The following is an 18,343-nucleotide window of genomic DNA, read 5'->3' on the forward strand; positions in this document are numbered from 1 at the left end:
AATTACTTGACTTCGACAGTCGCGCCATTCTCTTCCAGTGTCTTCTTGATCGCGGCAGCCTCGTCCTTCGTCGCGTTTTCCTTGACGGTCTTCGGGGCGCCCTCAACCAGGTCCTTCGCTTCCTTCAGGCCAAGACCCGTAATGGTGCGAATTTCCTTGATAACGTTGATCTTCTTGTCGCCAGCGCTGGCGAGGATCACCGTGAACTCGGTCTGCTCTTCAACGGGAGCGGCGGCCGCGCCACCGCCGGCCGGCGCAGCGGCAACAGCCACCGGCGCAGCGGCGGAAACGCCCCACTTCTCTTCGAGCAGCTTGGAAAGCTCAGCGGCCTCCAGCACGGTCAGTTTCGACAGCTCTTCAACGAGCGCGTTCAGGTCAGCCATTTAAAAATTCCTTCGTGTAAGTAGGCTTTGATAGGTTCATTGCAAGGCCGCACCACGCGGCCCCGCGAATTACGACAAGATCTCGAAGTGCCTTCAGGCCGCCTCGCTCTTGTTGGCATCGGCATACGCCGCAAAAACCCGTGCAAGCTGTCCGGCCGGCGCCTGGAGCACGCCTGCGACCTTGGTTGCGGGAGCATTGAGCAGCCCCAGCAGCTTGGCACGCAGCGAATCCAGCGACGGCAGTTCGGCAAGCGCCTTAACACCAGCTACATCAAGCAACTGGGTGCCAAGCGCACCACCCACCAGAACAAACTTGTCATTGGTCTTGGCGAAGTCGACAGCGGCTTTCGCCACGGCAACCGGGTCTTTCGACCAGGAAATCGCCGTCGGCCCCTTCAACAGGGGAGCCAAACCATCAAACCGGGTTCCATCAAGAGCAAGCAAAGCCAGACGATTCTTCGCAACCTTGAAGCTCGCTCCCGCCGCCCGCATCTTCCGGCGCAGATCCGTAACTTCGGCAACCGTCATGCCCGCATTGCGCGTCACAACAACCATCGAGGTCTCGGCAAACACCGTAGACAACTCAGCGACGAATTCACGCTTCTCTATGCGATCCACATCCGTCTCCAACTTGCGGCAACGCACCACATGATGCGCCGCCAGGTTACCCAAGGTGCTCCAGGACCATCCCAAAGCACCAATCGCCTGTCCTATTCATCAGAACCACCAAAACCCCTGCTTAACGCAAAGCCTCTGGCACCTCGTCTACCACTTGCGGGATCGCTCCCATCAAACCTCACGGTACAAGCGGTCTCGGACAGGTATCAGCGGGGTTACCCCCGCCTGCCCATGGCGGCCGTTAAGCCGCCATGTATCTTGTCAGCCTGAAATCAGGCCGTAACGCTCGCCACATCAACACGGATGCCCGGGCCCATCGTCGAGCTCATCGCAACCTTCTGCAGGTAGGTGCCCTTGGCGCCCGTCGGCTTGGCCTTCTGCACCGCGTCGATCAGCGCCTTCGCGTTCTCGACCAGGCTGGCGTCATCAAAACTCGCCTTGCCGATACCGGCATGGATGATGCCCGCCTTCTCGGCGCGGAACTCAACCTGGCCGGACTTGGCGGCCGTCACGGCGCCCTTCACGTCCATGGTCACAGTGCCGAGCTTGGGGTTCGGCATCAGGCCGCGCGGGCCCAAAATCTTACCCAAACGGCCAACCAGCGCCATCATGTCCGGCGTCGCGATGCAACGGTCGAACTGAATGTCGCCAGCCTGCACCTTCTCGGCCAGATCATCGGCGCCCACCACATCGGCGCCGGCGGCCAGAGCCTCCTCAGCCTTGGCGCCACGGGCGAACACGCCCACGCGCAACACCTTGCCGGTGCCGTTGGGCAGCGAGATCAGGCCACGCACCATCTGGTCGGCATGACGCGGGTCGATACCCAGGTTCAGCGAAATCTCGATCGTCTCGTCGAACTTCGCCTTCGCATTCGCCTTCGCCAGGGCCACAGCCTCAGTCAGGGCATAATTCTTGTTGCGGTCCACATTGGCGCGGGCGGCGGTCAAGCGTTTATCATGTGCCATCGGTTCAGCCCTCCACCACGGTCACGCCCATCGAGCGCGCCGAGCCAATCAACATCCGCACCGCGCCATCAACATCGTTGGCGTTCATGTGGATCATCTTCTTTTCCGCGATCTCGCGCAGCTGCGCCATCGTCACCTTGCCAACCGCGGCGCCCTTGCCCGGCGTGGTCGTGCCCTTGGTGATGCCGGCAGCCTTCTTCAGGAAGTAGGTATTCGGCGGGGTCTTCATCACGAAGCTGAAGGTACGGTCACCAAACGCGGTGATCACGACCGGAACCGGCATGCCGGGCTCAAGCCCTTGCGTGGCGGCGTTGAATTCCTTGACGAACTGCATGATGTTCAAACCACGCTGGCCCAGCGCCGGACCCACCGGCGGTGAGGGGTTCGCCTTGCCTGCAGGAATCTGCAGCTTGATATAACCGACAATCTTCTTTGCCATTTCTGGCTCCTTAATCCTTTGGCACGCGCCAATGGACCGCGGTACAACCGGCCGGGCGAACCATCACCCAACCTCCCACGTTCCTTGAGGGGGGGAGCCTTACAGTATTACCCGCCCCCCTGTCTATATCTCCGGCGGCAAATTGCTTATATCCCTGCCATGCAAAACAATGCCGCCCTGCTGGTCATCGACGTCCAGAACGATTTCTGCCCCGGCGGCGCCCTGGCCGTGCCGGACGGCGCCGCCATAATCCCCCTCATCAACCACCTTGCCGCCAAATTCGCCACCGTGGTCCTCACGCAGGACTGGCACCCCCCCAGCCACATTTCCTTCGCCGCCAGCCACCAGGGCAAAGAGCCGTTCCAGACAATCGCGCTCCCCTACGGCGAACAGGTGCTCTGGCCGACCCATTGCGTGCAAACAACCCCAGGCGCCGCCCTGCACCCGGATCTCGCCATCCCCCACGCCGGGCTGATCCTGCGCAAGGGCCTGCACCCTAACGTCGACAGCTACTCAGCCTTCCTGGAGGCTGACCGCGCCACCAAAACCGGGCTGGACGGCTATTTCACCTCGCGCGGCATCACCGAACTCTACCTCTGCGGCCTCGCCACCGACTATTGCGTTGCCTGGTCCGCCGAGGATGCGCGCCGCTTCGGCTTCGAAACCACGGTCATCGAGGACGCCTGCCGCGCCATCGACCTGAATTTCTCCCTCGCCGCCGCCTGGAACCGCCTGCAAGCCGCCGGGGTCACGCGCACCCACAGCGCCGCGCTGTAATCCCTCAACCATGGAGATGCTGTTCACCCGCGACTTCACCGGCTTCTCCGGCGGACACCTTAAACACCACGACTATCTGCGCCACACCGCCGCCAGCGGCCTTGCCACGCCGGTGCTCTACCAGACCCCTGGCTCCGCCGGACGCCCCTGCAACCCGTTCGCCCATTGCGGCGCCCCGCAAATCACCACCCTGCGCCCCTTCCCGGCCTATTTCCTCGCCGGCATGGACTGGTCCCTGCTCGACGCCGCCGGCATCGCCCCCGGCGCGGCGCCGGTCATCAACCTCATCCAGGGCCTGCGCCACGCCGAGCCCGGCACGCCGCTGTTCGGCTACCTCGCGCGCCCCGCCTTGCGCATCTGCGTCAGCCAGCAGGCCGCGGACGCCATCGCCCCCTTCGCCAACGGCCCGGTACACGCCATCCCCAACGGCATCGAGATCACCCCGCCGCCGCTGCGCCCGCTCAACACACCCGCGCGCATCCTCATCGGCGGCGTTAAAAACCCCGAAATGGCCCATGAAATCGCCGCCCTGTTGCAAGGCGAAGCAGAACTCGACCTGCTGACAGCCATGTGCCCGCGGGAAGAATTCCTGGCCCGCATGGCCGCCGCCAGCATCTGCATCCTGCTGCCGCTGCCCGCCGAAGGCTTCTTCCTCCCGCCGCTGGAGGCCATGGCGCTTGGCCGCGCCGTGGTAGTGCCCGGCTGCACCGGCAACCGCGGCTTCTGCCTGCCCGGCGAGACCTGCCTGATGCCCGAATACAACGCCGCATCACTTTCCGCCGCCGCCCGCGCCCTCGTCCGCAACCCGGCCCAACGCGCCGCTCTTGCCGAATCCGGCGCCAAAATGGCGGCAAACCACACCCTCGCGCGTGAGCGCGCCGCCTACCTTACCCTGTTGCACCAATTCCTCAACGCGAGCCCCCTATGACCACCACGCTCCTCACCGGCCTGCCCCGCTCGGGCACCACGCTCATCTGCGCCTGCCTCAACGCACTGCCCAACTGCGTCGCTCTCACCGAGCCGATGAACGTGCCCCTGCATGGCAACGCCGAGCAGGCCGTCAGCGAGATCGCCGCTTTTGCCCGCGCCACGCGCGAGGGCATCCTGCGCGAAGGTTTCGCCCCCTCCATGAGCCGCGCGGGCCTCATGGTCGATAATACATTCGAGGAAGTGAGCCACAACGGAAACCTCCGGCGCAGCGCCGCCAAGGTCGCCGATGTCAAAATCGAAAAACCGCTGACAGCGGATTTCAACCTCTTCATCAAGCACCCGGCCTTCTTCACCGCCCTGGCCCAGCCACTCGCGGAAAACTTCACGTTCTACGCCATCGTCCGCCACCCGCTGGCAGCGCTGGCCTCCTGGCAATCGGTGGATTTCCCCGCCCGGCAGGGCCGCATGCCTGTCGCCGAAGCCTATGCCCCGGGCTTGCGCGAACGCCTCGAACAAATCGCCGCGCCGTTGCCCCGCCAGATCATACTCATTCAATGGATGTTCCAGCTCTACCGCACCCTGCCGCCCGGCCATGTGCTGACCTATGAAGCCCTGGTGCGCGACCCCGCCGCCACGCTGCGGCCGCTCTCGGGGTCACCCGCGCCGGTGACCCACCCGATCCGCGAAATCAACCTTCAAACCCGCTACCCCGGCGTGGATTTCGCAGCCCTGGCGCAAGCCCTGCTGCCAATCGAGGCCGACATCGAGCCGTTCTACCCCGGCTTCGCCGCCAGCCTGCACCATTTGTCCGGCTGATTCACACCTGTTCCGCCTCTCCGGCAGGCGTCTCGCCATTAGGCGCCTCATCAACAGGCGCCTCATCATCCGCCTCCCCGCTCTCGCCCGGCAGTTTCTTCGCCTTCGCCTTGGCCTCTTTCTTGGCCTGCTTGGCGCGGTTGCGCTCCGCCCGCTCCAGCCCGTAATTCACTTTAAACGCCATTCTGGCCGCCCTTCACATCCGCAAAACAAAAATGCCAAAATAAAAGCGGGCCCACATGCCGTGAGCCCGCCTCAAAAATCACGTCCAGGAAAAAAAGCTCAGTCGACGCTGATCGAGCTGACTTCCGGTCCCTTGGCGCCCTGCACGACGTTCATGCGCACAGACTGGCCTTCCTGCAACGGCGGCAAACCAGCCTGCTCCAGCGCGGTGGCGTGCACGAACACATCCTTGCCGCCGCTCTGCGGGCTGATAAAGCCGAAGCCCTTGGTGGCGTTATACCACTTGACGATGCCGGTCATCTCGACCGCCGGGCCGGATGCCTGCTGGCGCGGCGCGCGCGGGCCGGAAGGCCGCGGACGGTCAAACCCGCCACGATCACCACCGCCGAAACCGCCACGGCCGGCCGGCGCTTCGCCGGTGCCCTCGGTAACGGAAATCACCTGGTCAACCTGCCGGCCTTTCTGGCCTTGGCCAACACGCACCTGCAGGATGGACCCCGGGGTCACCGCCTGGAAGCCTGCATTCTGCAGGGAGTTGGCGTGCAGGAACACATCGCCCGAGCCATCGGCCATTTCCACGAAGCCAAAACCCTTCTCAGAGTTGTACCACTTCACGGTGGCCTTGGCCTCCGGCGCGGAGGACGCAGACCCAAACCCTGAAAAAGACGGCGGGGGGGGCGGCGTATTGCCAAAGAAATTGTCGTCGTCAAAACCGCGGCGACGCGGTTGCCGCTGGCGGTCATTTTTCGGGGGTCGCACTATTTAAACAGTCCTCTTATGATCGTTCAGATATAAACTCAAAATCCACCCGGCGCAGCCAGGCCGGGGCAGCATAGGGCACGTCCGCCCCGCCATCAATCCCGAAATCCCCTTCCCGCCACCGCGCGCAACCTAAAATGCAGCTTATTTCCTAAAACTTACATCTAAAACGCCGCTCCCACCTAGCCCTGGGCCACGCGCCGGGTTAGGAGCCGCCATGCCCTTCCCCATAAAAAATCCGGCGCTCGCGCGCGCCCTGGCCGCGCGCGGCTATAACGAACCCACCGAAGTCCAGCTCGCCGTGCTGGCCCCCGAGGCCGAGGACCGCGATCTGCTGGTCTCCGCCCAGACCGGCTCCGGCAAAACCGTGGCCTTCGGCCTGGCGCTGGCTTCCACCATTTTGGGCGATTCCGAGCGCCTGCCCGCCACCATCCTGCCTCTGGTCCTGGTCATCGCCCCCACGCGCGAGCTGGCCTTGCAGGTCCATGCCGAACTCACCTGGCTCTACGAGCCGGCCGGCGGGCGCGTCGTCTCCTGCGTCGGCGGCATGGATGCGCGGCGCGAACAGCGCCTGCTCGCCGCTGGCTGCCACATCGTGGTCGGCACCCCCGGCCGGTTGCAGGACCATATCAACCGCGGCGCCCTCAAGCTCGACGAATGCGAGGCCGTGGTGCTGGACGAAGCCGACGAGATGCTCGACCTCGGCTTCAAGGATGAGCTGGAATTCATCCTCTCCGCCGCCCCCGAATCCCGCCGCACCCTTCTGTTCTCCGCCACCATCGCGCGTGAAATCGCCAACCTCGCCCGCAAATACCAGCAAAACGCCCTGCGGATCGATACCGTCGCCCGCAACCAGCCGCATGCTGACATTGAATACCGCGCCATCCGCGTCGGCGGCCACGAGATCGAGCAAGGTCTCGTCAACCTGCTGCGCTTCTACGATTCCCGCGCCCTGGTGTTCTGCTCCACGCGGGACACCGTGCGCCACCTGCACGCCAGCCTGCTCGCGCGCGGCTTCAACGCCGTCGCCCTCTCGGGCGAACTCTCCCAGAACGAACGCAACACCGCGCTCAACGCCCTGCGTGAAGGCCGCGCCCAGGTCTGCATCGCGACCGACGTCGCCGCCCGCGGGCTGGACCTGCCAGACCTCGATCTTGTGATCCATGCCGACCTGCCGACCAACAAGGCCACCTTGCTGCACCGCTCCGGGCGCACCGGCCGCGCCGGGCGCAAGGGCATGTGCCTGGTCCTGGTCTCGCCCTCCAAACGCCGCCGCGCCGAGCTCCTGCTCGGCTCCGCCAACATCGAGGCCACCTGGCAAGACCCGCCGGCCGCAGCCCAGATCAAGGCCCGTGACCAGGAGCGCCTGCTGGAGGACGAAATCCTCACCGCCGCCCCTTCCGAGGACGAACTCGCTTTGGGCGCCAAACTGCTGGAACGCCAGGACGCCGCGACCATCGCCGCCGCCCTCATCCGCCTCTACCGCTCGCATCTGCCCGAACCCGCGAACGTCACCATCCAGGCCCATGCCCCGCGCGAACCCTTCGCCGCCCGGCCCGAGCGCGGCCCGCGCCCCGCGCGTGAAAACGCGCCCTACGAGCGCCGCACGGACAACGCCCCCATGGCCTGGTTCCGCTCGCCCATCGGCCGCAAGCACAATGCCGACCCCAAATGGCTGATCCCGCTGATCTGCCGCCTCGGCGGCATCACCAAGGCGGAAATCGGCGCCATCCGCATTTTTGACCGTGAAACCAAGTTCGAAATCTCGGCCCCCGTGGCCGATGCCTTCGCCGCCGCCATCACCGCCCCCGGCGTGACCGATCTACTGGTCGAACCCAGCACCGCCCCCGGCGCTGGCCCGGCGCGTGACCCCGGACCGCGCCCGGAGAAAGCAAAATTCACCCGCGCCGCGCGCCCGGAAGGCGCCAAGCCGAACGAGCAGGAACGCCGCCGCAAAAACAAGGTGCTGAAAAAAACATATTGATGCCGCCGGGGCGCTGAGCAATCATGCTCTGCCCCCTAAATCCATCCCCGCTTCGCTCCCATATCCAATGGCTGCAAAAATGGGAATTACCATGACAACCATCAAATACCGGCTGTTCACACCGCGCCTCGCCCCCCGCCGCACAAAAATCGAAGTGCCGGGCTGGGCCGGGACAAAAGAGCCCCGGCGCGACGGCTCGCATGAGCAGGCCTGGCACTGCCTGCCCTTCATTGAAGGCGCGCAGTCAGGCATCGAAATTTTCTACCCCTATGACAATGAGCTGCGCGTCTCCCGGCAGGGCGGCAAATTCATCTTTGACGGTGATTTCGGCCCAAACCCGCAAACCGGCGTGCAATGGCCGCCCTTCCGCGCCTTTGGCGAAAATTATTACACCTACCAGCTCCTGCTGGACCTGAAGGTGCCGCCCGGCCTGGCCGTCCGGACCGAGCCGCATCCCCGGTTTTACACCAGCGAGACCAATGACGTGCCAATCGCCGTGCCAGCCCTGCTGCGCACGGAATGGTGGCCAATGATTTCGTTCATGGTCTTCAAAGCCCCGCATGAAGGCGGAGTGCATATCTTCCGTCCCGGCGAACCGTTCATGCAAATCTGCATCGTACCCGCCGAGACTGACTTCGAATTGGTGCCAATGGGCATGGAAGAAGCCGCCGAGCGCGAGCTGCAAAGCCGGCGCATCCACGCCAGCCGCGAAACCCTGGCCCAGGAGACCCGCTGGAAATCCTCCACCAACACGATTTTTGACGGCACATACCGCCACATCCTCGGCGCCGCCCGGGCCAGGGACCGGGCAGCGGAGGATTAGATCGCTCTTCCGCTAATTAACCTGCAAGCCCAAGCCCGGCACCACAATCGTAACACCTCCCTGGTGGTGGTGGTGATGCTCCGGTGGCGCATAATATTCCGGCGGGGGGGGCGGCGGATAATATTGCGGCGGTGGATAATAGTCCTGGTGGTGGTGATGGTGATGGTGATGATGATGGTGGTGGTCATCTGCCTCGTAATACTGCACCGGCAGCACCTTCGCGTTGCGGGCACGTTCCTGCAACAGCGCATCATGGGCCTTCAACAGCTCAACCGCATTTGGAACAGGCCGGAGCAGATCCGAATACGAGGAGATTTGCATCGGCTCGGGCGGCATCTGGCTGGCAGCCTGGGCATTTGCGCTCCCCATGGTGGCGAGGCCGGCCAGCGCGCCGATCAAACCCGCTCTTTTTCGTTCCATTTCAAACCCCTTCAACAAGCAGAAACCGTGATTCTCACATAAGCGTTATGCGCTCTGTCTGTCCCGTTTACGGCTCGAAAAGGCCTAGAATATGGCGCCGCGCGAAACCTGCGTGAAACTTCCGTAATTAGCGCGATCGTTTGAGGTTCGCTCAGCCGAGCCAGCCAAAAGCGTGAATCGCCCTCAGAAAAATGGCCAGAGCCTGATCGCGCTTAAAGCGATCAGGCTAACCCGCCTGCCCAAACTTCGAGAACGCCAGCCGGTCTTTATTTTCACGCATCAACATCGCAAAACTCGGAATCTTCTCAAACCCCAGCCCGGCCGGGCGTTCGCCCTCCTCGTCATACACAATCTGCGCATACGGCGCGGAGGCGATCTTCTCCCATTTCCCCGCCGGTTTCTTCACCTCCAGGCTCACCACAGTGGCCTTGAAAATCATCCGCACAATCGCCTCCTTCGGCGCTGATGGCTTCACCAGGCTCAAGCTCCCCGCCAAAACCTGCCAGCCGTTGCGCAGCGCCCAGGCGCTCAATTCGTCCTGTGTCATAAATCCCTCAATACCGCCGCAGCAGCGCCACCAGCCGGCCTTGCACCTTCACCCGCTCGGCCGGCAGAATCTTCGTCTCATATCGCGCGTTCGCAGGCTCCAGAGCAATGGAATTCCCCCGCCGGCGCAGCCGCTTCAGCGTCACCTCGTTCTCATCCACCAGCGCCACGATGATCTGCCCGTTCTCCGCCGTATCGCCCTTGCGGATAATCACCGTATCGCCATCCAGAATCCCAGCCTCGATCATCGAGTCGCCTTCCACCAGCAAAGCAAAATGCTCCCCCGTGCCGATCAGCGCCACCGGCACCTCAATCTCTTCCGCCTCGTCGCGCAGTGCCTCGATCGGCAACCCGGCAGCGATTTTCCCATAAAGCGGCAGCGAGACCGCCCCGGCCACACTCGCCGCCCGCGCGCCGGGCAGCCGTGGCGAAAAATCCCCCCTGATCACATTCGGCGCAAATCGCCCCGGCGCCATCTGCGGCGCCATGTCCTCCGAGAGCCGCACCACCTCCAGCGCGCGCGCCCGGTGCTTGTGCCGCTTCAAAAACCCGCGTTCCTCCAGCGCCGTGATCAACCGGTGAATCCCCGATTTGGAGCGCAGATCCAGCGCGTCCTTCATCTCCTCAAAACTCGGGCTGCACCCGGTCTCGCGCAGATGCCGGTCGATAAAAACCAGCAGTTCATGTTGTTTGGTGGTCAGCATCCAAGCCTCCGGTGGCGCGCTCAGGGCATGAACAAAGCGCAAACTGCCCAGATGTTCTAGTTTGGTTCTCTCCGGCCCGTCAAGCGCTATGCGCGCGGCCTCAGTCCTGCGTAAAATCGCCCGATTTGCCGCCCGTTTTGCGGACCACGCGCACCGCCTCAATGCACATGCCCCGGTCCACCGCCTTCACCATGTCATAGATCGTCAGCGCCGCCACGCTCACCGCCGTCAGCGCCTCCATCTCCACGCCAGTCTGCCCCTGCGTGCGCACGGCGGCGGTAATTTCCACCGCCTCCGCCGTCAGCTCCAGCTCCACCGCCACGGAGGACAACAGCAACGGATGGCAAAGCGGAATCAGCTCGCCTGTCCGCTTGGCGGCCATAATCCCCGCCAGCCGCGCCACTGCCAGCACATCGCCCTTGGCCGCCCTGTTCTCGCGGATCAGCGCCAGCGTTTGCGCCTGCATCAGCACCCGCCCGCGCGCCACCGCCTCGCGCACGGTCTCATCCTTGGCAGAGATATCAACCATCCGCGCCGCGCCCGCCTCGTCGGTATGGGTGAGCCGGCTCAACCTGTGCCCAGCAGCTCATGCACGGCCGCGGTCACATCCGCCTGGCGCATCAACGATTCGCCGACCAGAAAACCGCTCACGCACACCTTGCGCAACCGTTCCACATCCTCGTGCGTCTTAATCCCCGATTCAGAGATCACGAACCGGTCCGGCGGGCATGTGCAGGAGAGCTTCTCGGTCGTCTCCAGCGTGGTGACCATAGTCTTCAGGTCGCGGTTGTTAATGCCCACCAGCAACGATTGCAGCCCGAGCGCGCGCTGCAGCTCGGCCTCGTCATGCACCTCAACCAGCACATCCATATCCAGCGCGCGGGCCAACTCTTCCAGGTTGCGCGCCTCCTCATCGCTCAGCGCCGCCATGATCAGCAGAATGCAATCAGCCCCCATCGCCCGGCTCTCGTAAATCTGCCAGGGGTCCAGGATGAAATCCTTGCGCAGCACCGGCAGTTTCACCGCCGCGCGCGCCGCCTTCAAATGTTCGGGGCTGCCGTCAAAATACGGCTGGTCGGTCAGCACCGAAAGGCACACGGCCCCGCCCTCCGCATAGGCGCGCGCCAGCCCGGCCGGATCAAAATCCTCGCGGATCAACCCGCCCGAGGGCGACGCCTTCTTGATCTCGGCGATCAGCCCCGGCCGCCCGGCGGCGGCGGCGTCCATCAGCGCCCGGCCAAACCCGCGCGGCTTTTCCACATCCTTGATCTGGCGCTTCAGCTCCTCGATGCTCGTCACCGCCTGCCGCCGCGCAATCTCGCCGCGCTTGTCGGCGCATATCTTCGCCAGAATATCGTCTTCAATCACCATCGCACTCATTTGCAATCCTGCCTCTCCGAGGCTGCCTTCAGTTTTTCCAGCACGCGCAGCGCGGCGCCGGAATCAATCGCCGCCACGGCCCTGGCCACGCCATCCTTCAAATTCTCCGCCACACCGGCCACAATCAGCGCCGCCGCCGTGTTGAACAATATGGTATCGCGATACCCGCTCTGCGCGCCATGCAGCATTGCCAGCAACGCCGCCGCGTTCTCCGCCGCGTCACCGCCCTTTATCGCCTCCAGCGGCACCGGCGCCAGCCCGGCATCCGACGCCCTCACGCAAAATTCGCTGATCACGCCATCCTTCAGCGCCACCACCTGGTTCTCACCCGCCAGCGTCAGCTCATCCAGCCCGCGGCTATGCACCACCCAGGCCGACTCGGTGCCCAGGTCGCGCAGCGTCTCGGCCACCGGGCGCAGCCACACCGGGTCGAACACCCCGATCAACTGCCGCTTCACCCCCGCCGGGTTGGCCATCGGCCCGGTCAGATTGAAAATGGTGCGCGTGCCAAGCTCCACCCGCACGGGCGCGGCATGGCGCAGCGCCGGATGGTGGCGCGGCGCGAACAAAAACACGCAGCCAACCTCCGCCAGAATCTCCGCCAGCCGCTCCATCGGCGGCTCAATGTCCACCCCCAGCGCCAGCAGCACATCCGCCCCCCCGGCGCGCGAGGAGAGCGCGCGGTTGCCATGCTTGGCCACCTTCACGCCGCAGGCTGCCAGCACAAACGTCACGGCGGTGGAAATGTTCAAACTCGCCACGCCATCGCCGCCGGTGCCGCACACATCCATCGCGCCCTCCGGCGCCGCCACCCGCGTCATGCGCGCGCGCATCGCCGTCACCGCCCCGGTCAGCTCCGCCACACTCTCGCCGCGCGCCCGCATCGCCATCAGCAACCCGCCGATCTGCGCGGGCGTCGCCAGCCCGTCCATCACCACGCCGAACGCGGCTTGCGAATCGGCCGCGTTCAACACCTCGCCGCGGCCCAGCCGCGCGAGCACCGGCTTCAGGGAGTCCTTCATGCCGCCTGCTTGGGCTCGTTGAACCGGCGCGCCGAATCCAGGAAATTCTTCAAAATATCGTGGCCATGGCTGGTCGCGATGCTCTCGGGGTGGAACTGCACGCCATACACCGGCAAGGTGGAATGGCGCAGTCCCATGATGATCCCATCCTGCGTAAACGCCGTCACCACCAGCTCCACCGGCAAATCCGAACGTTTCACGATCAATGAATGATAGCGCGTCGCGGTGAACGGGTTGGGCAGCCCGGCGAACAGATCGGTGTTCTCATGATACACCGGGCAGGTCTTGCCATGCACCGGCTCGGGCGCGCGCACCACCTTGCCGCCAAACGCCTGGCCGATCGCCTGATGCCCCAGGCATACGCCCAGCAGCGGAATCTTTCCCGCCGCCGCGCGCACCAGCTCCACGCAGATCCCCGCCTCATTGGGCGTGCACGGGCCGGGGGAAAGCACAATCGCCTCCGGCTTCAGCGCCATCGCATCTTCCACGCTCAGCGCGTCGTTGCGTTTAACCACACACGCCGCCCCCAGATCACCCAGGAAATGCACGAGGTTGAAGGTAAAACTGTCGTAATTATCAATCAGCAGAATCATGGCTGTTGCTCCGGGGCGCTCACATAACGCGCCGCATCCTCCGCCGCGCGGAACAAGGCGCGGGCCTTTTGCACGCTCTCGGCATATTCCGCCTCGGGGTCGGAATCCGCGACCACGCCCACCCCCGCCTGCACATACATCACGCCATCCTTCACCACCGCCGTGCGCAGGCCGATGCAGGTGTCCATCGTGCCGTTGGCTGCGAAATAGCCGATACACCCGGCATACAGCCCGCGCCGCGAGGGCTCCAGCTCCTCGATGATCTCCATCGCCCGCACCTTTGGCGCGCCGGAGAGCGTGCCCGCCGGAAACCCCGCGATCAACACATCAAGCTGGTCACATTCCGGGCGCACCCGGCCCTCAACCGTCGAGGAGAGGTGCATCACATGCGAGAACCGCTCAACCGCGAAGCTCTCCACCACCTTTACCGAGCCGATCTCCGAGACCCGGCCCACATCGTTGCGCCCCAGATCGAGCAACATCAGATGCTCCGCGCGCTCCTTCGGGTCGGCCAGCAGCTCGGCCTCCAGCGCCAGATCATCCGCCTTGGTTATCCCCCGCCGGCGCGTGCCGGCCAGCGGGCGGATGGTCACCACGCCATCGCGCAGCCGCACCAGAATCTCCGGGCTGGACCCCACGGCGACAAAATCACCAAAATCCAGATAAAACAGGAACGGCGCCGGATTCACCCGCCGCAGGCTGCGGTACAGCGCGAACGGCGGCAGCGAGAACTTGGCCTCAAAGCGCTGGCTCGGCACCACCTGGAACACATCGCCCGCGCGGATGTAATTCTTCGCCGTCTCCACCATGGTCAGGAACTCGTCCTTCTCCATGTTGCTGCACTGCTCCAGCGGCCCCTCAAGGCTGCCCACCAGCTTGGGCACCGGCCGGTCCAGCGCCTTGGCCACATTGTTCAGCCGCAGCTCCGCCGCCGCATAGGCCGAGGCGGCCGAAATCCCGGCCCGCGGATACACCGGCGCCGCCAGCGTCATCTCATCGGTCACACCATCAAAAATGATGAACACACCCGGGCGCACCAACACCCCGTCGGGGATTCCCAGCACATCCGGCTTGGTCTCCGGCAGCCTCTCCATCAGCCGCACCATGTCATAGCCCAAATACCCTGAGAGCCCGCCCGTCATCGGCGGCAGCCCTTCGGGCACATGCAGCTTCGTCTCCTCGATCAGGTCGCGCAGGCTCTCCAACGGCGGATCCCCCACCGGCAGAAACACCCCCGCCTCGCCGCGCGCATCGCGGTTGATGGTGGCGACGCCCTTCTCGCAACGCCAGATCAGGTCCGGCGCCATGCCGATCACCGAATAACGCCCGCGCGCCGTGCCGCCCTCAACACTTTCCAGCAGGAAGGAATACGGCTGCCCATGCGCCGCCTTCATGAAGGCGGCCACCGGCGTCAGCAAATCGGCAATGCCGTGCCGCCAGACCAGCGCGCCGCGCCCCTGCTCATAGGCGGCACGAAACTCTTCAAAACGGTCTGGCGAAATTGCGTTCATAGTCCTTCAATCACTGGTAAACTCACTGATAAATCTGCGCGAGCAGTTTCTGGTTAACAGTCACCTTATCGCGCGCCTGCAACCCGTTCAGCAAACTCTCGCCCGCGTCGTTTTGCAATTCCTTCACCATCTCCTGTTGCAGCCGCGCATAATCTGCGGGATCGGCCGCCGGGTCCGGCTGCACGGTCTTTATCAGCGCCGCGACGCTAAAGCCGCTGTCCGTCTGCTGCATCGTTGCCTGCCCGGGCTTCAGGGTAAAGAGCACTGGCACCATCTGGCCGGGCAGCCCGGCGGGCGGCACCGCGCGGGTGAACCCCGCGGTCATGCTCACGCTCGCCCCAATCGCCTTGGCCGCCGTCTGGATGCTCTGCCCCTGGTTCACCGCCTGCATCAGGCTCGCCGCCTGCACCTCGGCCTCGCGGGTTATCTCTTGCTGCGTCCAGGCGCTCAACACCTTCGCCTGCACCTGCGCATAGGGCTGCAAGGCGGGCGGCGTCACCGCGCTCACCGTCAACGCGAAATAACTGCCATCCGGCCCGTTGGTCAGCTGCGCCGGATCGCCCGCATGGGCCGCAAACACCGCCTTCACAATCGCCGCCTTCAGCGCCGCGCCGCCCGGAATCGGCGCCGGCGTGCCATCAGCCGCGTTGCCGTTGGCATCCATCGTGCCTTCCACCGCGGTCAGCCCCAGGTTCCCCGGCAGCTGGTCCAGCGGCGTCTGCCCGGCCAGCGCGTCCTGCAAATTATCCACATCCTGCGCCACATCCGCCTGCGCCTTCTGCATCTGCAGGCTCTGCAACACCTGCGCGCGCAACGCCGCCGCATCCGTGCCGCTGGCGCTCACATCCGTCACCTTGAACACATACATGCCATTGGTCCCGGCCACCGGACCATTCACCTGGCCGGGCTGCGCCGCGAACACCGCCGCACCCAGCGCCGGGGAGGGAATCTCCACCTGCTTGGCCTGTTTCAGCTCTATGCTGTTCGCGCCGAATTTCTTTGCCATCGCCTGCATCTCCGCCCAACTCGCATTGCGCTTCCAGGCGGCTTCCAGGCGCGAGGAGGCGGCGAGATTGTCCACCGAGATCACCTGCACGCTACGCAGCGGCACGGCCGGCGGCGTGGCAGCCTCGGCGCGGGCATAGGCGGCATCCACATCCGCCGGCGCCACCGTCTCCTTGGGCGCCAGCAGCGCTGGGGAGAGAATAACGATTTTGGCGGTGCGCAGCTCCGGCGCGGTGAACAGCGCGGGATTATTCTGCCAGAAACGCCGCAACACCGCATCACCGGGCGGCTTGGGCTGGGCCTGCGCGGCAAAGGGTATATTCACCACCGCGGCAAAGCGCTGCTCGGCGATATAGCTGAACAACTGCCGCAGCAGCTCATCGGGCGGCGCCACGCCGCCGAGCACGGCGCCCAACAGCTGCTGCCCGGCGATGTCGTCCTTGATCTCGCCGATAAACCGGTCCGGCGTGGTGTTGTTCTGCTCCAGAACCTGATTGAATGTCTGTTCGTTGAACACGCCGTTGGTCTGGAAGCTGGGGATCGCGTCGATCATCGCGCGCACCGCGCTGTCGGGGACCACAACGCCCAGGCGCCGCTGCTCATTCTGCAACAGCTGCTGGCGCAACACGCCGGAGAGCGCGCCCAGCGCAAGCTGGCGCCGCGTGGCAAGGTCCGGCGTGCCGCCCCCGTTCTGGCTGGCCTGGTTCAGCGCCCGCTGATACGCCGCCTGCACCACGGAGACATCAATTTCCTGCCCCCCCACATGCGCCACGGCGGTATTGCTGCCGATCAGCGTGGTGACATTGGAAATGCCCCAAAACACGAAACCTATCACCAGCAGCGCGAAAAAACCCCGCGCCACCCAGTTTTCCAGCAATTTCCGTACCCAGACGATCATCGGCCCTATTTACCCCAAACCTCCGCCTCTATAGCTAGACGGCCAGGACTGGGCAATTGCAGGGAGGACTCAACGCACACACAGGGGCGCCGCCGGGCAGCAGCCAGATTTAGAGCGCGATAGGTTCGCACTGACGCAAGAGCGCCAGCCCGAACGCGCTCTAACTTGCTGACAAGAGGCTGATTCACGCTTTCGGTTGCCGCACAGGCGCGCGTCAACCTCAAACGATCAGACTCTAGTATAGCCCCGCGAGGGTATCGGCGAACATCCCGGCCGGAGCCGGGCTCTCAACCTTGCCCTGGCGCACGCGCGGTTTGTTGTATTCTATATCCAGAGCCTGGGCGGCCAAAAGCGCCACAACCGAAACCGCCAATATGACCAGAAACGTCAACATGATTTGTACTCCTTCAACGACCACCTCAGTATGTTGCATTGCGGCATACCGAATCAAGTTTTTTGCTGCATAGCAGCATAGGCAAATTTCGCAGCGAAACCGGAGAAAAAAATGCGGCAACTTATTGCAGGAAACTGGAAAATGCACGGCAAGCTGGCCGATGTGGCGGGCTACGCCGCGGCCATCCGGCAGGCCCCGGCTCATGTCGACCTGCTGATCTGCCCGCCCTTCACCCTGCTGGACCGCTTCGGTTCTGCACTGAAAGGCAGCCCGGTGGCGCTCGGCGCGCAGGATTGCGCACCTTGCCCGCAAGGCGCGCATACCGGCGATGTCTCCGCCGCGATGCTGCATGAAGCCGGTGCACAATACGTCATCCTTGGCCATTCCGAACGGCGCGAGAACCACGGCGAGACCAATGCCGACGTCGCCGCCAAGGTGGCAGCCGCCACCGCCGCCGGGCTGATCCCGATCGTCTGCACCGGCGAGACCGAGGCCCAGCGCGACGCCGGAGACGCCGAGGCCATGGTGCGCAGCCAGCTGGTCCACAGCCTGCCGCAAAATTTCAGCGGCGTCGTAGCCTATGAGCCGATCTGGGCGATCGGCACCGGGCGCACCCCGACCGAGGACGATGTCGCCGCCATGCACGCGGCCATCCGCGCCGCGCTGCTGCGCCATCTCGGCGCGGCGGGCGCCGGGGTGAAGATTCTCTACGGCGGCTCGGTCAAGCCCGGCAACGCCGCCAGCCTGCTCGCCCTGCCCGAGGTCGGCGGCGCGCTGGTCGGCGGCGCCAGCCTGCGGGCCGAAGATCTGCTGGCCATTGCTGCGGGCGCGCCCTGCGGCTAGAAGCCCCGCAACAGTTTCCTTAAAGGTTGCCATGATTAAAGTTCTCCTCGTGCTGCACGTCTTCGTCACCATCGCGCTCATCGGCGTGGTGCTGATCCAGCGTTCCGAAGGCGGCGGGCTTGGCCTCGGCGGCGGCCAGGGCATGGGCAGCTTCATGTCCGGGCGCGGCACCGCCAATTTGCTCACCCGCACCACCGCGGTTCTGGGCACGGCCTTCTTTGTGCTCTCGCTCTCGCTGGCCATGCTCTACAAGGGCGGCACGGCTGAAAACACCGCGGCAATCCTCAATGCGCCGGCGCAAAACGCCCCGGCCGTGCCCGCCCCCGCCTCGGCTCCGGTTGCCCCCGCGC

At 64.6% G+C, this 18,343-nt stretch carries 23 protein-coding genes; 7 read left to right on the forward strand and 16 right to left on the reverse strand.

Translation table 11 applies throughout. From position 1 onward, the window contains the following. Positions 1 to 2: 2 nt before the first annotated feature. The 4 genes from rplL to rplK all read right to left on the reverse strand — a co-directional run bounded on the left by rplL (position 3) and on the right by rplK (position 2,405). The gene (gene rplL / locus HKL97_RS09990; RefSeq protein WP_291424912.1) at positions 3 to 383 is read right to left on the reverse strand and encodes a 50S ribosomal protein L7/L12; all 381 of its coding nucleotides are present in this window, start codon (positions 381 to 383) and stop codon (positions 3 to 5) included. A gap of 93 nt (positions 384 to 476) precedes the next feature. After that, a complete protein-coding gene (gene rplJ / locus HKL97_RS09995) occupies positions 477 to 1,001 on the reverse strand; it encodes a 50S ribosomal protein L10 (protein WP_291424953.1) in 525 nt (174 codons plus the stop codon). 272 nt (positions 1,002 to 1,273) lie between these two features. Beyond that, on the reverse strand, positions 1,274 to 1,966 hold the full coding sequence (gene rplA / locus HKL97_RS10000; RefSeq protein ID WP_291424914.1) for a 50S ribosomal protein L1: 693 nt from the start codon (positions 1,964 to 1,966) through the stop codon (positions 1,274 to 1,276). 4 nt (positions 1,967 to 1,970) lie between these two features. Beyond that, positions 1,971 to 2,405 carry a 50S ribosomal protein L11 gene (gene rplK, locus HKL97_RS10005; RefSeq protein WP_284257388.1) on the reverse strand — a complete coding sequence of 145 codons (435 nt, stop codon included), beginning with the start codon at positions 2,403 to 2,405 and terminating at the stop codon, positions 1,971 to 1,973. Positions 2,406 to 2,564: 159 nt separating this feature from the next. On the opposite strand from rplK, the gene pncA reads away from it, so the two are divergent. Genes pncA through HKL97_RS10020 form a run of 3 tightly spaced genes read left to right on the forward strand, consistent with a single transcriptional unit; the run spans position 2,565 to position 4,928 of the window. Further along, a complete protein-coding gene (gene pncA, locus HKL97_RS10010) occupies positions 2,565 to 3,182 on the forward strand; it encodes a bifunctional nicotinamidase/pyrazinamidase (protein WP_291424917.1) in 618 nt (205 codons plus the stop codon). Between the two features lie 16 nt (positions 3,183 to 3,198). Beyond that, positions 3,199 to 4,110, forward strand: a complete 912-nt coding sequence (locus tag HKL97_RS10015; protein WP_291424918.1) for a glycosyltransferase — start codon at positions 3,199 to 3,201, stop codon at positions 4,108 to 4,110. After that, a complete protein-coding gene (locus HKL97_RS10020; protein ID WP_291424920.1) occupies positions 4,107 to 4,928 on the forward strand; it encodes a sulfotransferase in 822 nt (273 codons plus the stop codon). Before HKL97_RS10015 ends, HKL97_RS10020 begins: the two co-directional genes overlap by 4 nt. 1 nt (position 4,929) lies before the next feature. Here the strand turns inward: HKL97_RS10020 and HKL97_RS10025 are convergent, their stop codons facing one another. Further along, the gene (locus tag HKL97_RS10025; RefSeq protein WP_291424922.1) at positions 4,930 to 5,112 is read right to left on the reverse strand and encodes a hypothetical protein; all 183 of its coding nucleotides are present in this window, start codon (positions 5,110 to 5,112) and stop codon (positions 4,930 to 4,932) included. Between the two features lie 98 nt (positions 5,113 to 5,210). Beyond that, positions 5,211 to 5,726: a cold-shock protein gene (locus HKL97_RS10030; protein ID WP_363238719.1), complete on the reverse strand. Its 516-nt coding sequence runs from the start codon at positions 5,724 to 5,726 to the stop codon at positions 5,211 to 5,213. A gap of 361 nt (positions 5,727 to 6,087) precedes the next feature. On the opposite strand from HKL97_RS10030, the gene HKL97_RS10035 reads away from it, so the two are divergent. Continuing rightward, positions 6,088 to 7,854: a DEAD/DEAH box helicase gene (locus HKL97_RS10035; protein WP_291424926.1), complete on the forward strand. Its 1,767-nt coding sequence runs from the start codon at positions 6,088 to 6,090 to the stop codon at positions 7,852 to 7,854. A gap of 91 nt (positions 7,855 to 7,945) precedes the next feature. Beyond that, positions 7,946 to 8,677 carry a hypothetical protein gene (locus HKL97_RS10040; RefSeq protein ID WP_291424928.1) on the forward strand — a complete coding sequence of 244 codons (732 nt, stop codon included), beginning with the start codon at positions 7,946 to 7,948 and terminating at the stop codon, positions 8,675 to 8,677. A 12-nt stretch (positions 8,678 to 8,689) separates the two neighbouring features. On the opposite strand, the gene HKL97_RS10045 is transcribed toward HKL97_RS10040, so the two are convergent. The 10 genes from HKL97_RS10045 to HKL97_RS10090 all read right to left on the reverse strand — a co-directional run bounded on the left by HKL97_RS10045 (position 8,690) and on the right by HKL97_RS10090 (position 17,150). After that, positions 8,690 to 9,097, reverse strand: a complete 408-nt coding sequence (locus HKL97_RS10045; RefSeq protein ID WP_291424930.1) for a hypothetical protein — start codon at positions 9,095 to 9,097, stop codon at positions 8,690 to 8,692. A 226-nt stretch (positions 9,098 to 9,323) separates the two neighbouring features. Next, entirely contained in the window at positions 9,324 to 9,644 is a 321-nt protein-coding gene (locus HKL97_RS10050; protein WP_291424931.1) for a hypothetical protein, read from the reverse strand. A gap of 7 nt (positions 9,645 to 9,651) precedes the next feature. Further along, on the reverse strand, positions 9,652 to 10,347 hold the full coding sequence (lexA, locus tag HKL97_RS10055) for a transcriptional repressor LexA (RefSeq protein ID WP_291424933.1): 696 nt from the start codon (positions 10,345 to 10,347) through the stop codon (positions 9,652 to 9,654). Positions 10,348 to 10,447: 100 nt separating this feature from the next. Beyond that, positions 10,448 to 10,918, reverse strand: coding sequence for a cyclic pyranopterin monophosphate synthase MoaC (gene moaC, locus HKL97_RS10060; protein WP_291424935.1), 471 nt, complete (start codon positions 10,916 to 10,918; stop codon positions 10,448 to 10,450). Continuing rightward, positions 10,915 to 11,718, reverse strand: coding sequence for an indole-3-glycerol phosphate synthase TrpC (trpC, locus tag HKL97_RS10065; protein WP_408820994.1), 804 nt, complete (start codon positions 11,716 to 11,718; stop codon positions 10,915 to 10,917). Before trpC ends, moaC begins: the two co-directional genes overlap by 4 nt. A 5-nt stretch (positions 11,719 to 11,723) precedes the next feature. Further along, positions 11,724 to 12,749 (reverse strand): anthranilate phosphoribosyltransferase, encoded by a 1,026-nt coding sequence (gene trpD, locus HKL97_RS10070; RefSeq protein ID WP_291424939.1) that lies wholly within the window; start codon positions 12,747 to 12,749, stop codon positions 11,724 to 11,726. Next, positions 12,746 to 13,342 (reverse strand): aminodeoxychorismate/anthranilate synthase component II, encoded by a 597-nt coding sequence (locus HKL97_RS10075; RefSeq protein ID WP_291424941.1) that lies wholly within the window; start codon positions 13,340 to 13,342, stop codon positions 12,746 to 12,748. The genes trpD and HKL97_RS10075 overlap by 4 nt, the downstream gene beginning before the upstream one ends. After that, the gene (trpE, locus tag HKL97_RS10080) at positions 13,339 to 14,853 is read right to left on the reverse strand and encodes an anthranilate synthase component I (RefSeq protein WP_291424943.1); all 1,515 of its coding nucleotides are present in this window, start codon (positions 14,851 to 14,853) and stop codon (positions 13,339 to 13,341) included. Before trpE ends, HKL97_RS10075 begins: the two co-directional genes overlap by 4 nt. A gap of 22 nt (positions 14,854 to 14,875) precedes the next feature. Then, entirely contained in the window at positions 14,876 to 16,756 is a 1,881-nt protein-coding gene (locus HKL97_RS10085) for a peptidylprolyl isomerase (RefSeq protein ID WP_291424945.1), read from the reverse strand. A gap of 235 nt (positions 16,757 to 16,991) precedes the next feature. Further along, on the reverse strand, positions 16,992 to 17,150 hold the full coding sequence (locus tag HKL97_RS10090) for a hypothetical protein (protein WP_291424947.1): 159 nt from the start codon (positions 17,148 to 17,150) through the stop codon (positions 16,992 to 16,994). Between the two features lie 111 nt (positions 17,151 to 17,261). On the opposite strand from HKL97_RS10090, the gene tpiA reads away from it, so the two are divergent. Further along, positions 17,262 to 17,993, forward strand: a complete 732-nt coding sequence (gene tpiA / locus HKL97_RS10095; protein ID WP_291424949.1) for a triose-phosphate isomerase — start codon at positions 17,262 to 17,264, stop codon at positions 17,991 to 17,993. A gap of 31 nt (positions 17,994 to 18,024) precedes the next feature. Continuing rightward, on the forward strand, positions 18,025 to 18,343 hold a 319-nt coding region (secG, locus tag HKL97_RS10100; protein ID WP_291424951.1), incomplete at its 3' end, for a preprotein translocase subunit SecG.

This window comes from Acidocella sp. (assembly GCF_013044125.1).
Taxonomy (GTDB): Bacteria; Pseudomonadota; Alphaproteobacteria; order Acetobacterales; family Acetobacteraceae; genus Acidocella.

Excerpts from the sequence above, each read along its gene's own strand:
- rplL (WP_291424912.1), bottom strand. The coding sequence starts at position 383 with ATGGCTGACCTGAACGCGCTCGTTGAAGAGCTGTCGAAACTGACCGTG.
- rplA (WP_291424914.1), bottom strand. The coding sequence starts at position 1,966 with ATGGCACATGATAAACGCTTGACCGCCGCCCGCGCCAATGTGGACCGC.
- rplK (WP_284257388.1), bottom strand. The coding sequence starts at position 2,405 with ATGGCAAAGAAGATTGTCGGTTATATCAAGCTGCAGATTCCTGCAGGC.
- pncA (WP_291424917.1), top strand. The coding sequence starts at position 2,565 with ATGCAAAACAATGCCGCCCTGCTGGTCATCGACGTCCAGAACGATTTC.
- HKL97_RS10015 (WP_291424918.1), top strand. The coding sequence starts at position 3,199 with ATGCTGTTCACCCGCGACTTCACCGGCTTCTCCGGCGGACACCTTAAA.
- HKL97_RS10020 (WP_291424920.1), top strand. The coding sequence starts at position 4,107 with ATGACCACCACGCTCCTCACCGGCCTGCCCCGCTCGGGCACCACGCTC.
- HKL97_RS10025 (WP_291424922.1), bottom strand. The coding sequence starts at position 5,112 with ATGGCGTTTAAAGTGAATTACGGGCTGGAGCGGGCGGAGCGCAACCGC.
- HKL97_RS10035 (WP_291424926.1), top strand. The coding sequence starts at position 6,088 with ATGCCCTTCCCCATAAAAAATCCGGCGCTCGCGCGCGCCCTGGCCGCG.
- HKL97_RS10040 (WP_291424928.1), top strand. The coding sequence starts at position 7,946 with ATGACAACCATCAAATACCGGCTGTTCACACCGCGCCTCGCCCCCCGC.
- HKL97_RS10045 (WP_291424930.1), bottom strand. The coding sequence starts at position 9,097 with ATGGAACGAAAAAGAGCGGGTTTGATCGGCGCGCTGGCCGGCCTCGCC.
- HKL97_RS10050 (WP_291424931.1), bottom strand. The coding sequence starts at position 9,644 with ATGACACAGGACGAATTGAGCGCCTGGGCGCTGCGCAACGGCTGGCAG.
- lexA (WP_291424933.1), bottom strand. The coding sequence starts at position 10,347 with ATGCTGACCACCAAACAACATGAACTGCTGGTTTTTATCGACCGGCAT.
- trpC (WP_408820994.1), bottom strand. The coding sequence starts at position 11,718 with ATGGTGATTGAAGACGATATTCTGGCGAAGATATGCGCCGACAAGCGC.
- trpD (WP_291424939.1), bottom strand. The coding sequence starts at position 12,749 with ATGAAGGACTCCCTGAAGCCGGTGCTCGCGCGGCTGGGCCGCGGCGAG.
- HKL97_RS10075 (WP_291424941.1), bottom strand. The coding sequence starts at position 13,342 with ATGATTCTGCTGATTGATAATTACGACAGTTTTACCTTCAACCTCGTG.
- trpE (WP_291424943.1), bottom strand. The coding sequence starts at position 14,853 with ATGAACGCAATTTCGCCAGACCGTTTTGAAGAGTTTCGTGCCGCCTAT.
- HKL97_RS10085 (WP_291424945.1), bottom strand. The coding sequence starts at position 16,756 with ATGATCGTCTGGGTACGGAAATTGCTGGAAAACTGGGTGGCGCGGGGT.
- HKL97_RS10090 (WP_291424947.1), bottom strand. The coding sequence starts at position 17,150 with ATGTTGACGTTTCTGGTCATATTGGCGGTTTCGGTTGTGGCGCTTTTG.
- tpiA (WP_291424949.1), top strand. The coding sequence starts at position 17,262 with ATGCGGCAACTTATTGCAGGAAACTGGAAAATGCACGGCAAGCTGGCC.